The organism is Thalassobacillus devorans MSP14, from assembly GCF_000496835.1.
GTDB lineage: Bacteria > Bacillota > Bacilli > Bacillales > Halobacillaceae > Thalassobacillus > Thalassobacillus devorans_B.
Genome location: NZ_AWXW01000028.1, coordinates 33,923 through 49,375, shown reverse-complemented (window position 1 = coordinate 49,375; position 15,453 = coordinate 33,923). Strand labels below are relative to the sequence as shown.

At 43.8% G+C, this 15,453-nt stretch carries 14 protein-coding genes; all 14 read right to left on the bottom strand.

Translation table 11 applies throughout. From position 1 onward, the window contains the following. Window positions 1–234: 234 nt before the first annotated feature. Complete coding sequence (gene lysS / locus P855_RS0100660) at window positions 235–1,719, bottom strand: lysine--tRNA ligase (RefSeq protein ID WP_028781804.1); 1,485 nt, start codon at window positions 1,717–1,719, stop codon at window positions 235–237. A 262-nt stretch (window positions 1,720–1,981) separates the two neighbouring features. Next, complete coding sequence (locus tag P855_RS0100655; protein WP_028781803.1) at window positions 1,982–2,218, bottom strand: helix-turn-helix domain-containing protein; 237 nt, start codon at window positions 2,216–2,218, stop codon at window positions 1,982–1,984. Beyond that, window positions 2,170–2,703: a 2-amino-4-hydroxy-6-hydroxymethyldihydropteridine diphosphokinase gene (gene folK / locus P855_RS0100650; protein ID WP_028781802.1), complete on the bottom strand. Its 534-nt coding sequence runs from the start codon at window positions 2,701–2,703 to the stop codon at window positions 2,170–2,172. The genes P855_RS0100655 and folK overlap by 49 nt, the downstream gene beginning before the upstream one ends. Continuing rightward, on the bottom strand, window positions 2,704–3,066 hold the full coding sequence (gene folB, locus P855_RS0100645) for a dihydroneopterin aldolase (RefSeq protein ID WP_028781801.1): 363 nt from the start codon (window positions 3,064–3,066) through the stop codon (window positions 2,704–2,706). A 2-nt stretch (window positions 3,067–3,068) separates the two neighbouring features. Next, window positions 3,069–3,893 carry a dihydropteroate synthase gene (folP, locus tag P855_RS0100640; protein ID WP_028781800.1) on the bottom strand — a complete coding sequence of 275 codons (825 nt, stop codon included), beginning with the start codon at window positions 3,891–3,893 and terminating at the stop codon, window positions 3,069–3,071. Window positions 3,894–4,011: 118 nt separating this feature from the next. Beyond that, window positions 4,012–4,941: a cysteine synthase A gene (cysK, locus tag P855_RS0100635; RefSeq protein WP_200865931.1), complete on the bottom strand. Its 930-nt coding sequence runs from the start codon at window positions 4,939–4,941 to the stop codon at window positions 4,012–4,014. A gap of 89 nt (window positions 4,942–5,030) precedes the next feature. Further along, complete coding sequence (hslO, locus tag P855_RS0100630) at window positions 5,031–5,921, bottom strand: Hsp33 family molecular chaperone HslO (RefSeq protein ID WP_028781798.1); 891 nt, start codon at window positions 5,919–5,921, stop codon at window positions 5,031–5,033. Window positions 5,922–5,927: 6 nt separating this feature from the next. Further along, window positions 5,928–6,719 (bottom strand): type III pantothenate kinase, encoded by a 792-nt coding sequence (locus P855_RS0100625; RefSeq protein ID WP_028781797.1) that lies wholly within the window; start codon window positions 6,717–6,719, stop codon window positions 5,928–5,930. A 172-nt stretch (window positions 6,720–6,891) separates the two neighbouring features. Next, a complete protein-coding gene (gene ftsH / locus P855_RS0100620; RefSeq protein WP_028781796.1) occupies window positions 6,892–8,946 on the bottom strand; it encodes an ATP-dependent zinc metalloprotease FtsH in 2,055 nt (684 codons plus the stop codon). A gap of 119 nt (window positions 8,947–9,065) precedes the next feature. Then, window positions 9,066–9,602 carry a hypoxanthine phosphoribosyltransferase gene (gene hpt, locus P855_RS0100615; protein ID WP_028781795.1) on the bottom strand — a complete coding sequence of 179 codons (537 nt, stop codon included), beginning with the start codon at window positions 9,600–9,602 and terminating at the stop codon, window positions 9,066–9,068. 12 nt (window positions 9,603–9,614) lie between these two features. After that, entirely contained in the window at window positions 9,615–11,015 is a 1,401-nt protein-coding gene (tilS, locus tag P855_RS0100610) for a tRNA lysidine(34) synthetase TilS (RefSeq protein ID WP_028781794.1), read from the bottom strand. A gap of 94 nt (window positions 11,016–11,109) precedes the next feature. Beyond that, window positions 11,110–12,066, bottom strand: a complete 957-nt coding sequence (locus P855_RS0100605; protein ID WP_028781793.1) for a serine/threonine protein kinase — start codon at window positions 12,064–12,066, stop codon at window positions 11,110–11,112. Continuing rightward, entirely contained in the window at window positions 12,032–12,769 is a 738-nt protein-coding gene (locus P855_RS0100600; RefSeq protein WP_028781792.1) for a vWA domain-containing protein, read from the bottom strand. The genes P855_RS0100605 and P855_RS0100600 overlap by 35 nt, the downstream gene beginning before the upstream one ends. Before the next feature lie 83 nt (window positions 12,770–12,852). Then, window positions 12,853–15,297, bottom strand: a complete 2,445-nt coding sequence (spoIIE, locus tag P855_RS0100595) for a stage II sporulation protein E (protein WP_028781791.1) — start codon at window positions 15,295–15,297, stop codon at window positions 12,853–12,855. Window positions 15,298–15,453: the final 156 nt, after the last annotated feature.

The window sequence follows — 15,453 nt, the reverse complement described above, 5'->3', positions numbered from 1 at the left end:
TTGTTCCGCCGCTCAAATTAGCGACTTAATTAATATATCATGTGGTTGTTTTGATGTCAACAACTTTTCATGAATGTTTTTTGTCTCGGTTGCTTGCTCTCTTAACGCAACGTTTAATAATTTATCATGGTTCCAGAAATCAATCAAGGGGAAATTAAAATATAAATTAATTCTGATTATTCAACCTCAAAAAGAAAACTCCAGCCGCTGATCAGCTGGAGCTCTCTTTTAAGTCTATTCGCGATTTCTCATTTGCGGGAACAGTAATACGTCCCGGATTGACGGTGAATTAGTCAATAACATAACGAGACGGTCGATACCGATACCTAAACCGCCAGTCGGAGGCATACCATACTCCAGGGATTCTAAGAAATCTTCATCCATCATATGAGCCTCATCATTTCCTTGCTCTCTTTCTTTCAGCTGGCCTTCAAAACGTTCACGTTGATCAATTGGATCATTTAGCTCCGAGAATGCATTTGCATGTTCCCGTCCTACGATGAACAACTCAAAACGATCTGTGAAGCGAGGATCTTCAGGGTTCTTTTTAGCCAACGGGGAAATTTCAATCGGATGCCCATATACGAATGTAGGCTGGATCAGTTTTTCTTCTATCCGCTGCTCAAAGAATTCGTTCAGGATATGACCGAACGTCATCGTATCCTGAATTTCAATACCGTGCTCTTTGGCCAGAGCTTTAGCTTCTTCGTCACTCATATCTTTCCAGAAATCTACACCAGTATGTTCTTTAACCAAATCTGCCATATGGCGACGCTCCCATTTAGGTTCAAGGTCAACTTCCACTTCACCGTAAGCGACTTTGGTCGTACCCAGAACATCTTTGGCAATATGAGCTACAAGGCTTTCGGTCAAGTCCATGACATCATGGAAGTCTGCGTACGCCTCATATAACTCAAGCATGGTGAATTCAGGATTATGACGTGTAGATACCCCTTCATTCCGGAAAACTCGTCCAATTTCATACACCTTTTCCAGCCCGCCTACAATCAGGCGCTTCAAGTGCAACTCAATCGCAATCCGCATGTATAAAGGTATATCCAACGCATTATGATGTGTAATGAAAGGACGCGCAGATGCCCCGCCTGGAATTCCATGCATCATTGGCGTTTCTACTTCAAGGAAGCCAAGACCATCTAAATAGCGACGCATAGACTGAATGATCTTACTTCGGAGCACAAACGTATCTCTGCTGTCCGGATTCGTAATTAAATCAAGATAACGCTGACGATAGCGCTGTTCTACATCTTTCAGGCCATGGAATTTTTCTGGAAGTGGGCGTAATGATTTTGTCAGCATCTTGAATTCATCTGCTTTAACTGATAACTCTCCAACTTTTGTTTTAAATACCGTACCTGTTACCCCAACAATGTCTCCCATATCTGCTGTATTGAAAAGTTCATACGCGTCTTCTCCAACACGGTCTTTTCTTACGTAGATCTGGACCTGACCGCTCAAATCCTGAACATGAGCAAATCCTGCCTTACCTTTTCCACGCTTTGTCATGATCCTGCCGGCAATTGTAGTGTTGATTTCTTTCTCTTCCAGTTCCTCTTTCGTATAAGATTCATACTGCTCTTTCAAATCTTCTGCTAGATGGGTCCGGACAAACTTATCGCCAAAAGGATCCAGACCTTTTTCGCGGTAAGCTTCTAACTTTTCTCTACGCACCCGCATGTGATCATTTAATTCTTCCGTCACTTCAACCACTCCGTTTCCCTTACTGGTGTAGATATACAAACGACCTTTTTCAGGTTGGCTCATGCTATTCAAACTCGATTCGTTCTTCCATATAAAAACTGCCAGTATAGCAACTGGCAGGATTACAACTATGATTTAGTATAGAAAAGACTCAGGTAAGTGTCAATGTAAAGCGTCAAGACACTTACATGCGAACTTCCAGTTCATACGCAAACTCAAAAAGAATGCCTTTCAGTTCATTCAGCTGCCATGTCTTTCAATATTAAACATAGAGATCTTTCTCTTTATTATTATGGCTGCTAACAGCTATCTCTTCCAAAGGGACATCCAATGTCTCGGCGATAAGCTCCAGGTTGGAACGGCTTGGTTGGCGTGCCCCGCGTTCCAACTCTCCAAGCACTGATACAGACATGTTAAGCTTTTTGGCAAATTCCACTTGTGTCATCCCTTTTAATTTTCGAAACCCTTTGATCCTTCTTCCCCATTGGTTCTCTGCCATGGAACTACTCCTTTTGCTTCATCCTCAGGTATTTTATTTAAAACAGCATTAACTGTCATGTTACAAGTGGGTATATAGGCATCTGGATTGATCTCCGCCAAAGGCTCTATTACAAATGCGCGTTCATGCATATGGGGATGCGGGACAATAAGACGCTCTGATATAATATTTTCTTGATTATAAAGTAAAATGTCAAGGTCTATAGTACGGGGCCCCCATTTAATTTCCCTTTTTCTCCCTAAGTGTGCTTCAGTGGATTGACATATGTCGAGAATTTCGAGAGGACGGAGTGTCGTCTCGATTTCGACCACCATATTCAAAAAATCACTTTGTTCCGTATATCCGACGGGTACGGTTTCATATACAGAGGAGCTTCGTGTCACGTGGATATCAGGATGTGAATCCAACTCAGCTACGGCATCATCTAAATATTGTTTTCTCGGTTCAATATTGGAGCCCAAGGCAATGTAAACCTGGTTATCCATTCAACCACGGCTCCTGTATATCTCAATTGCCACCGATTGATAGTGCCCTGGAATTGGCGGATCTGGTTTGATCACTTTCACACGACATCCTTCCAGCTTCGAAAAAGCGGCAAGTAAACGATCCGCCAAGTCTTCAGCTACAGTCTCGACCAAATTTTTCGCTTCTCCTTCTACTACAGACTTCGTGACTTGATATATTTCACCATAATCGATGGATGCATTCATATCATCCGTTTTACCCGCCTGCTTAAGATCAACGTCCAGTTCCAGGTCAACAAAAAATCTCTGCCCGAGCTTGTTTTCTTCCGGGAAAAGACCATGATAGCCATAGAACTCCATTTTATTCAGATATATTTTATCCATCCTCATTCTCCTTTACCAAGCATTGCGTCCATCATTTTTGCCATTCTCGCGACTGGTTTAACATCATGGACACGCACTATATGGGCGCCCTTTGATATACCAAGACAAACAGTGGCACCAGTCCCTTCCATGCGTTCTTCTGCGGGAAGGTCAAGAACTTGTCCAATAAACCTCTTCCTGGAAGTTGCCAGCAGTATTGGATAATGCAACTCCTGGAAGGTTTCAAGGTGACGCATTACCTCCAGGTTGTCATCATGATCTTTGGCAAAACCAATGCCTGGATCCAGAATAATATTTTCATCCCGGACACCAGCTTCCTTCGCAATAGCGATGCTTTCTTTCAAATCCTCTTTCATATCAGCTATCAGGCTGTGGTATCCTTTATTGTCCCGGTTATGCATCAGGATAATCGGGACATTTAAACTTGCTGCAACCTCAGCCATTTTCGAATCTCTTTTAGCACCCCAGACATCGTTGATTATGTCAGCTCCCGCCTCCACGGCCTGACGTGCTACCTCAGCTTTATACGTATCAACAGAGATTGGAATGGTAAGCATACCAGAAAGCTTTTTAATAACCGGGGTGATTCGTTCCAGCTCCTCTTGTTCTGATACTGGCGTATGACCCGGCCTGGTAGATTCTCCACCGATATCAATAATATCGGCTCCATCCCTTTCCATCGCAACTGCCTGTGCCACTGCTTTTTCTAAATCAGAAAACTTTCCGCCATCCGAGAAAGAGTCTGGAGTGACATTAAGGATTCCCATGATTAATGTCTTTTTACCTAAGTCGTATACCCGCTTCCTAGTATGTAACGTATAGTTCATCGCTATTTCCCCTCTTCCGTACAAAAGTATTCCTTGTCTATTTTACACTATTTGAAACATGAATTCATGAAATAGAAAAAGGACTGCATCACTTCTACATGTGACACAGTCCCTTACATTATTGCTGATCTTCAAATTGATAAAGTGGTGTGGATAGGTATCTTTCACCATTACTAGGAAGGATGGCGAGTACCTTTTTGCCTTTCCCTAACTCCCGGGCAACTTTGCGTGCAGCGTGGATGGCTGCTCCAGAGGATACTCCTCCCAGAATGCCGTCTTTTCTGGCAGCTTCTCTAGCCGCTTCATAAGCTTCTTCATTAGAGACCTGGATAACTTCATCATAGATAGTTGTATCCAGTATACCAGGAACAAAACCGGCACCAATGCCCTGAATTTTGTGAGGGCCTGGCTGACCACCAGATAATACTGGTGAAGCATCCGGTTCCACAGCAAATATTTTAATATTGCTATAATGCTTTTTTAAAACCTTTCCTGCACCAGTTATCGTTCCGCCGGTACCCACGCCTGAAATGAAGGCGTCTAATTGATCACCCATTTGCTCGACTATTTCAGGGCCGGTTGTTTTTTCATGAATGGCGACATTTGCCTGATTATTGAACTGTTGAGGCATGAAGTAGCCATACTCTTTTTGCAGTTCTTCCGCTTTTTGAATCGCACCTTTCATACCATCTGCCCCAGGTGTAAGTACTAAGTCTGCACCATAAGCGCGTAGCAGATTCCGTCGTTCCTGACTCATAGTATCCGGCATAACCAGAACGGTTTTATAGCCTTTAGCTGACGCAATCATCGCAAGACCGATACCAGTGTTGCCGCTTGTCGGTTCCACAATCGTATCGCCTTCCTTCAACTCACCGTTCTCTTCTGCATCTTCAATCATCGCAAGAGCAATACGATCTTTTACTGAACTGCCAGGATTCATGAATTCCAGTTTCAGATAAATATCGGCACTATTTTCATCAACAGCACCATTCAGTTTAACTACTGGTGTATTACCGACGAGCTGACTGACATTATTTGCAATTCTCATTATCTCACTCCTAAATCCGAGTATTTTTATAGGATTTATTAATAATGTACGCAAATCCATGTAAAATGTCAAACAATTTAAAGATATTTTTAATTTTCTCCATCATTGTTACTGGATTGCAGTTCCTTTAAGTCTTTCACATCGAAATGGTAAGCTTCGTTGCAAAAATGACATTTTGCTTCTGCTCCATGATCTTCTTCAATCATTGTTTGAAGCTCTGCGTCATCCAGGCTGGCCAGCGCAACTTCAACACGTTCCCTTGAGCATCGACACTTAAACTGTACAGGAACACGGTCGAGTATATGCAGGGATTCTTCGCCTAATAATCTATTCAGTATCTCTTCCGGTGTATTACCTTCCCGGATCAGGCTGGAGATAGGTGGTATTTCAGTCAGCCTTTTTTCGATGGTACTGATTGTTTCATCATCCGCTCCTGGCATCATTTGAATGATGAATCCGCCAGCAGCAAGGATGGAATGATCGGTATTAACCAGCACCCCGGCACCTACAGCGGAAGGTACCTGTTCAGAGTTCGCAAAGTAGTACGTGAAATCTTCACTTACTTCTCCTGAAACAATCGGAACCTGACCGGTGAAGTGATCTTTCATCCCTAAATCTTTAACAACGCTTAAAGTACCCTCCGTTCCTACCGCGCGGGCTACATCCAACTTTCCTTTAGCATTTAAATCAAAATCGACATGGGGGTTCTTTACGTATCCCCTGACATTACCATGTGCGTCAGCATCTACAATTACTGCTCCGATTGGTCCATTTCCCTCAAGTTTGATTGTAAGTTTATCTTCTCCTTTGAGCATGGTCCCCATCATTGCACTGATGGTCAATGTCCGTCCCAGTGCAGCTGAAGTGGTCGCCCATGTATCCTGGCGGCGGCGTGCTTCTTCAACTGTCTCTGTAGATTGAATAGCGTAAGCACGGACCTGCCCCTCATATGCTGTAGCACGAATTAAATAGTCTGCCATCTATCATCATTCTCCTTTGAATTCCTTTTTTTCTTTGTTTCTTTGATAAATTGTATAAAGCCCCTTCAAGGTTAAATAGGGATCCACGACATTGATTGTCCTGGATTCATCTGCAATCAATCCGGCTAACCCTCCGGTAGCGATAACCTCAGGATTAGATGGAGCAGTCTCTTTCATTCTTCTCACAACTTCATCCACTTGTCCGACATAACCGAAGAAAACACCGGATTGCATCGCCCCTACGGTACTTTGACCGACAACCTGGCCTGGGTTTTTTATCTCGATCTTAGGAAGCTTAGCCGCTTTAGCATAGAGAGCTTCCATAGACACATTGATCCCCGGAGCTATTACACCCCCGACGTACTCTTCTTTTTCATTGATATAACAATAAGTAGTAGCTGTACCGAAATCGATGATTACAAGAGGAGCGGTATGTTCTTGCAATGCACCAACTGCGTTGACAATCCGGTCTGCTCCAATTTCTTTAGGGTTCGGATAGGCCATTGCCAATCCTTCATCCACTTCTTCCGCGCCAATGATCATCGGCTTTTTTTCAAAATAAACACGTGACATGCGCTCTAAAGCGAACATGATCGGTGGTACTACAGAAGAAATAATTACTCCATCAATGTCTGAAAAAGCTAACCCTTCATGATCCAGCAATGATTTAATCAACATACCGAATTCATCTTCTGTTTTATATCTATCCGTTTTAATACGCCACTGATACTTCAATTTATCTGCTTCAAACACACCAAGTACGGTGTTTGTATTCCCCACATCTAACACAAATATCATGACCTGACCCCACTTTATAAATCTTTTTTGCGATTTTATCATAACACACTACTTATTCATGCTTTATGATATATTTTCCTGCCAAGCCAAAGCAAGGCCAAAGGCTTATCGTTAAAAATAGCGAAACAAAAAAAGTCACGCTGCATTGGTACAGCGTGACTTTAATATAATTTTATTCTTTACGGTCCTGATCGTCTTTTTCTTCTGTTGTTTCCCTATTACTATCTACTGAGGGGTCTTCAGCAGGTTCTGTAGGTTTATTATCCGTTTTGATTTCATCCTCTTTCGTCTGGACATTGACACGGACATCAGAAGCATCAGTTTTCGTAGATGTTTCTTTTTTTCTTTCTTTTTCCCGTTTCTGCGCCAATTCTTCTACTTCTTCCTGTGTAGGAAGGCGGCCTTTTTCGAAAAGGGATTTGATTTCATTCGCATCCAATGTTTCGATTTCCAGCAAAGTAGAAGCAACCAGCTCCAGTTTATCGCGGTTTTCTGTAAGAATCGTTTTGGCACGCTCATAGCAGTAATTGATGAAGTTCTGTACTTCTTTATCAATATCATAAGCGATCTGATCACTGTAATTTTGTTCATTCTGGATATCACGGCCAAGGAATACCTGTCCGCCAGAATTAGAACCGAATTGCAATGGACCTAACTTTTCACTCATGCCATACTCAGTAACCATCTTACGGGCAATGCTTGTAGCACGCTGGAAGTCATTATGAGCACCTGTACTTACTTCACCGAAAATGACTTCTTCCGCTACACGTCCTCCGAGCAGCCCGGTGATTTTGTCAAACAATTCCGGTTTGGTCATGAAGTAACGGTCTTCACGCGGAAGCATGACAGCATAGCCGCCAGCCTGCCCACGAGGCACGATCGTAACCTTGTGTACCATATCTGCATCGTCTAATACCATTCCGATAATGGTATGTCCACTTTCGTGATAAGCCACAATGTTGCGTTCTTTCTTAGAAATGACCCTGCTCTTCTTAGCAGGACCCGCAATGACACGATCGATCGCTTCATCGACATCTTCCATATCAATACTGTCTTTATCGCCACGCGCCGCTACAAGCGCCGCTTCATTCAGTAAGTTTTCCAAATCTGCACCTGAGAATCCAGGTGTACGCATCGCAATAGTCTTCAAGTCCACATCTTTACTTAATGGTTTATCTTTAGCATGAACCGCAAGCACTTCTTGTCTTCCTTTTACATCAGGACGGTCGACCGTGATTTGACGGTCAAAACGACCTGGACGCAGTAAGGCTGGGTCTAAAATATCCGGACGGTTAGTTGCTGCGATAATGATGATTCCTTCGTTTACGCCGAAACCATCCATCTCGACAAGCAATTGGTTCAAGGTTTGTTCACGCTCATCGTGACCGCCGCCAAGGCCTGCACCACGTTGACGTCCAACTGCATCAATCTCATCAATGAAAATGATACACGGTGCATTCTTTTTAGCATTTTCAAACAAGTCACGTACACGGGACGCACCGACACCGACGAACATCTCTACGAAATCCGAACCACTGATAGAGAAGAACGGAACACCTGCTTCACCTGCAACAGCACGGGCAAGCAAGGTTTTACCTGTACCCGGAGGTCCTACTAATAGGACACCCTTCGGGATTCGCGCACCGACTGCTGAGAATTTTCGAGGATCTTTAAGGAAGTCGACGACCTCCACAAGTTCCTGCTTCTCTTCATCAGCACCAGCCACGTCTTTGAAACGCACCTTTTTCTTTTCTTCCGTATACTGCTTGGCCTTACTTTTACCAAAGTTCATGACACGGCTGCCGCCGCCCTGAGCCTGGTTAAGCAAGAAGAAGAATAAGATGAATATGATGATGAACGGAATCATGGTTGTCAGGAACGACACCCAGGCACTAGGCTGTTCCTCTTCCTCTACTTTCAGGATACTTTGTTCCTGAGCAGTCTCCGTTATATTCGCAATTACCTGTTCATTCGCTGGAAGCTTAGCTGTAAAGGAGTTGTCACCCTCTTCACCGCCGCCATCTTTAAGCGTTCCTTTGACTTGATACACTCCATTGACAGGTTGAATCGTCATTTCTTCAATCTGACCGCTGTTCAACTCTTCATAGAATTTATTTACTGTCAGTGTTTGTTGTGGTTCACCTTGTCCTCTAAATAGACCGACTACGCCGATTACTACGAGGAAGATAAGTAAATAAAAGATTGTGTTACGAAATATCCGGTTCATTGCCTACCTCCTCCCAATCAACAAAAACTATATTAAATAGTATCATACTAAAAAGTACCAGCACAACTAATTACCCTTAAACAATATGTGAATATTTTGTGTTTCATGCACCACTATCATTACCCTCCATAAACTTCCGGTTTCAATACCCCGATGTATGGAAGGTTCCGGTATTTTTCATCATAGTCAAGACCATAACCGACAACAAATTCATCCGGCACTTCAAAACCGATGATGTCTGCTTTGATATGGGAAGTACGTCCAGTCGGTTTATCCAGTAACGTGACGATTTTAATCGACTTCGCTTTCCGATATTTGAACAGATCGACCAGATAGCTCAATGTCAATCCGCTGTCGATGATATCTTCGATGATCAGTAAGTCTCTTCCTTCGACCTGTGTATTCAAGTCTTTTTCAATCTTAACCTCACCGGAAGATCTCATTCCTTCATAACTGGATACATCCATAAAGTCCATCTCCAGGTGTGTTTCTATTCGTTTAAGCAGGTCTCCCATAAACGGCATAGCACCTTTCAGGACGCCGATCGCCAGAGGAAATTTCCCCTCATACTCTTCTGTCAGCTGTGCGCCAATTTCCTTACACTTCGCTTGGATTTCTTCTTCAGAAATTAAAATTTCCTTAATTTCATTATGCATTGTCTGCTCCTCCTACGTGTCTTCCTTTGGCTGTTCATAGCGTATTTGAAGCCATTCTTCCGGCCTCTCACTTTCAAACCCCGTACCCTTTTTCAAGCCGACAAGCCACAGAATCTTCCCTGTTTGATCTGTGATAACCGGCCAACTATCCCTTAATTCTTTCGGAACCTTCTGGTCAATGAAAATATCTTTGATTTTTTTGGAACCTTCCATACCTTTCCATGTCATACGATCGCCTGCGCGACGGGTCCGTATAATTAACGGAAGCTCTACGTGAGTCAAATCACATGTAAAGGTGCAGGTGTCCTCTGGTAAATGGTAGCCAGAAACCACTTTGGCTGAAAGTTCCGAACCATCAGGTAACCGATATGTATCTCCTATATCAAGCGTACTCCTGTATGGTACAGGCTTTTCAGTGTTGCCGAAATGAAGAGTGATTCTTTCATAATTACGCCGCAACCTTAAACCACCAGGCCAGTCCAGCTCGGCATTAGCGATATCCCGTGTCAAAAAATCAAAAAATTGTTCTTCGTGTATATAAGAAAAATCTTCAGAGTTTTCATCATAAAGATAGTTTAATATTAGATGAAAGGACCTTCTTTGTAAAGCTATCGGAGAAGCTTTGAATGCAGAAATGTTAAAAGAAACACTTTTAGGATTTTCTTCTAATGTAACTCCCTGATCCAAAAGCTTTTTCGCCTCCGTATTCAAGTATTCCTGATCGTCTTTTATCACTTGACTGAGCTTCCATAAATGTTCAGTCAATTTCGGGTTTTCTTCTTTCAATAATGGCAGGATCCTGTGCCGAAAATAGTTCCTCGTATATTTCGTATCCTGATTCGATGCATCTTCTCTCGGCTCGATGTGATGATTTTCGCAATAGTTAAGAATCGCTTCCTTAGAAACGCCTAAAAAAGGCCGGATGATTTTTCCGCCAGCAAATTCCCTTGTTACGGGAATACCCGTCAGCCCTGCAGGGCTCGTGCCTCTGACTAAACGCATCACTATGGTTTCTGCCTGGTCGTCCCCGTGATGTCCCAATGCAAGCACATCCGCTTTCTTCTCTTCCATTTGCCGGCGGAAGAAACGATAGCGTAAAATACGGGCCGCTTGCTGTGTATTCAATTGATGCTGTTTCTTATACGTATTCACATCGACAGAGGTTCCAATAAATTCGATATTCCACTTCCTGCACATTTCTTCCACGTATTTCAAATCCTGCACGGAGTCCTCCCCGCGAAGCCCGTGGTCTACTGAAACAGCTGAGACCCTTAACTTCCACTGCTTGCGAATAGTCTTAAAATAATGTAGAAGCGCCATGGAATCCGGACCCCCGGAAACAGCTACCAGTACGGTCTGCTCTGGTTTAAGCATTTGAAATCGTTCCATGAATGAATCGACAGCCGTTTTCATGTTCCCTTCCACCTCGAGTAGCATTAGCATTTGATCAATACTGAACACCCTTATCCTATCATTTGTAGCCGTGGTCCTGCAAAACATAGGAGCTTTACCAGGCAACGATCGAATATAGGATATAAAATAGAATGACGGTAATAAAAATCACTACGGACTCTGCTGAAGCGAATGACGTTTTTTCAGCTTCTCTTCTTCTTGATACCCGGGTGTTTTTCATCTCTGCCGCTTTATATTTTGACGGACTGTTCAGCATCGATGAAAGGTCGTTTTTCATTTCCCTGCTGTGCGTATAACCCCCGGTCCAGACTTTTTGGATGAGCAGACGATAAGGTTTTAAAAGTGAGGCTTGCTGTAATTTCTTTTCTAAAGTCTGCCGTGGGTGCGTACCTCGCTCAAAACGGCTCCCGTAAGCTATTTCCAACATCACCATCGTAAGGGCGAATAAGTCATAGGAAGGATCTGCTTTTCTTGAGCCCCTTTGCCAATAACCGCGGTCGTAAAATTCCGTATACTCTTTGATCGCCCGTCCGGTTTGCGTAGTACCTCCCACATCAATCAAACGCAGCTGAGGGGGAGGGGTGGTAACAAGCAGATTATCTGTCTTCAAATCTCCAAACACCCAGCCCTGGTTATGAAGTTCTTCTAAGTCAGTCAATAATTGCAGCATCATGACCCCAAGCCACTCTTTCCCCTTACCGCGAAGAAAACTGGCAAGTTCCGTCCCTCTTAAATACTCCATTACATAGTACGGGAAAATAATCCCTGCAGGAGTCACCCAATCATCTACATCCAACAAAGAAGGCCCAAGGCGTTTCCCCTGGACCTTCTGAAAAGTTTTCAGAACATTCACTTCCGTAATGATCCTCGAACTGTCGGTACCAATCTTAAGCGCCGCCTGAACTCCATTTCGTTCACACAAATAGACAACTCCACAGGCACCTTCACCAAGCTTTTGAATCACCTGGTATTTCGTTCCGTTCCATTTTCCCCGGATGATGGTCCCCTGTTTTAAGTTAGTAACCAGTTTCTTCGTATGGTTTACTTGCATGCTTCATGCTCCCAAACAAGCTTTTTTTGCCAAACTGGTACATCGCTTCTTTCAAGGCCGGTCCAGTAGGCGTTATGCCTCCACTGGCCAGCTTAGGAAAAACTTTAGAAATCCCGTCCAGTTCCGGGGTCCAATCCATCAGTTTTTGAATCGGTTTTGTTTTATTAGGGAAGCAGAAGATGCTGAAGCGATTGTTCCCAGACCGCGCATTCAGACTCAAAGACAAGTCAAAAAGAGCTTCCTTGACTGTAGAAAGCTTCGGAGTCATACTGGCACTCGTATCGACAAGCACCAGCACCTCAAGGTCACACGTTTCCCCGAGGTCTTCCACTACTTCCATCACCTCGCCACGTTTATCAGGCGGCAATTCTTCAAACGTCTGCTTCTCCCCAAGAATCTGTTTCAGCTCCTGGTTGACTACTCCTTGTAACGTTTGTGTCATTGCTTGTTTGGTGACCATCTGTACGGTTTGAGAAAGAGCTTTCTGGTATACAATTTGGCTGACACCACCACCAGACATTGCAATCGCTTCAACTTCTTCCAGTCCATCGGGCTGCTCGCTCTGATGGTCATCAAGCACCCCGATAACATTCACAGTGATGCCTTGATTATTAGCGAGAGCAGCAACCGCTACAGGATCCTCTCCCTGATTCGAGCACCCATCCGTCAACAACAAGATTTGCTTTAATGTACCTTTTTTCACTGGATCACCCCTCCTGTTCGTTATCTTCATCATCGCCGAACATCGAGGGGTTTATACCTGCGCATCGGTTTTAAAAAATGAAATTAAGCCTCCTTTCGTGTATATGGTATTGCTGCCCATTGTGGCTGATTATGGTCTAACCTGGCCACCAGTACGGTCATGTCATCTTGGATCGCCCCACGGGTACGAATCACTTCTTCCAATATTAAATCCGCTACCGCCTGGGGATCGTCGGTCTCTAACTCTCTTATCTTCCGCTTCAGCCATGCTTCAATATTTTCTACATGCTTCGGTCCTTCCAGGATGCCATCACTCATCATGATCAATAAATCACCTGGAGCCAGCTGTTCACTGACAATCTCGACATCCACATCCTGGATGATTCCTATAGGAAGGTTACTGGATTCCACTTTCATCATTTGTGATCCACGCTTAATGTAGCTTGGGGTGCTTCCGATTTTAATGAATTTTGAAGTAGCATCCTGTAAATCTACTACCGCTAGATCTAAAGTTGAGAATATCTCATCGGTCGTTCGCAACGAGAGTATGGAATTGATCGATTTAATCGCTACCTGCTCCTGTATCCCTGATTGCAGGATTTGTTGTAAAAGCCGCAGCGTTTCCATACTTTCTTCATGCGCACGGATGCCGTTCCCCATACCGTCACTGATAGCGAGGGCGTATTTCCCCGCACCTAACTCCATCGTCGAATAACTGTCACCAGAAATAAACCCTCCATCTTTGGCAGCATGAGCGACACCTGTCTCCATGATATATCTCTTAGCTGACTGAAAAGACAGTTCACAATAGCCATTTGGAAATGGGGCAATATTTTCTTTTGTTACGACAATTGTCTCTTTTAAAATATCAGAAAGAAGCGGAGCAATCAGTTTTGGGCCTTCCCCATGATAATTTCGCACATAAAAAGTGAGATCGATATCGATATTGCCAGCATCAAGAGTATAGATATCGAGCGTTTCTATTTCCAAGCCCAGTTGATTCAGGGCATACGTAATCTCTTGCTCCTGGAGCTCATGATTCTCCCTTTCTTTAGTAATTTCCTTTGCAAAGTCTTCCATCACCTCCGACACTCCACGCAATTGATCTGCAACAAACCTCCGGCTCTCCAGCACTTGTTTTTTCAGCTGTTGATTCGCCTGATAGAATGAAATTTCATACTTCATCGTATCGATGAGCTTTTGCGGTTTGACGCAATATTGGTCCACGTTTTTGCGCACTAATCGGCTTGGCTCGTCCCCCTCTTCCAAATCAGTCATCAGATCTGTCATCACTTGATACGTTTGATCAAATTGTTTGGCCCAGCATCGCTCCTTTTTAAAACAGGATTGACATGTCTTTTCCGTTACGTGGCTTAAGAAGTAATCTTTCTCCCGCTGCTCTTCATCATTATCTGTCTGATGATCGACCAAGTGGAAACTTTTGGATAACGCACGGAATACATCGGAGAATTTTTCCACCCGAACAGCAGTTACATCTCGTACTTTCTGTAAATATTGTTCTTGTTCCTGAGAATGCTCCTGCGTACCTGGGATAAAACGTGACAGCTTCCTTATCCAGCCTTCCGGTGTCAACGCGAACAGGATTATAGCCAAACCGGTCTCTGTAAGTGATGGTGATAACGTCGATACACTTCCCCCATATATACCGATCAACAATGTACCGACAATCAAACCAATACTGACACCAGTTTTTTTTCCTTCTTTCAAGAGCCCCCCCAGCAGCCCTGAAAAAGCAAGCAGACTCATTTGATAGAGATTTGCTACATTTGCCAGACTCAACACCAGCCCCGTAACTACACCGACCGTAGAACCTATCGCTGCCCCACCGATAAAGGCAAGGAATAAAACCAGGTACCTGGAGAATATTTGTTCCAGCGAAACGTCCTGGATTTGCCATCCGATTGTACCCGTCAGTACGGAAGCCAGCAGAATGATCATACAGACGATTTCCTCATTTTTTAATGTTGCTTTATATCTTTTTGGTGATAATAGCGGAACACTCTGCATAAATATAAGGACAAGCATCGCGCTTAGTACGCCTTCAGCAGCCATAAGCAGTGCTTCGTATGGCTGCCATGCATCCAGTAATGTAAATGCGATGGCTCTTGGGAGGACACAGGCTAAGAATGCCATGAATGGCAGCAGCTTCTGATGTTCTCTCCATGTATGTACGATGAAGGCGAGAATCAAGAACGTCAGCATAGCTGTAAATACAAAGCCCGTTTGCAGCCAGCCATAAGTAGAAGCTCCGATGACGGCAAATAAAACGACAGCCGGCACACGATCTCTTCTGAGCCACCACACGGACGCAATCAATGCGATGACGAACGGGGAGATAGAAGATAAGATGACCGCTCGACCCAGGAGCAAAGCTATAATCATCAGCAGCCAGCCCTTCTCGATCAATAAGTACTTCGCTCTACCTTCCGCTTTCTTCTTCAATTTGCTCCATCTGGCTTTTTCTACCCCAATTGTTTGTGAACCCTTTCTCGTTAATGTCCCCAACATCTTCACCACTCCTTCTTGTTGCTCTATTAAACCACATATCTATCATGTAATTTGTCAAAACAAGAGGAGAGCAGTAACAAAAAGTTCGACTGATTTCCAGTTTGAAAAGGGCTCTTCTACAAATTCAACGTCGTTTATTCGAGCTTTTAAAAGTGC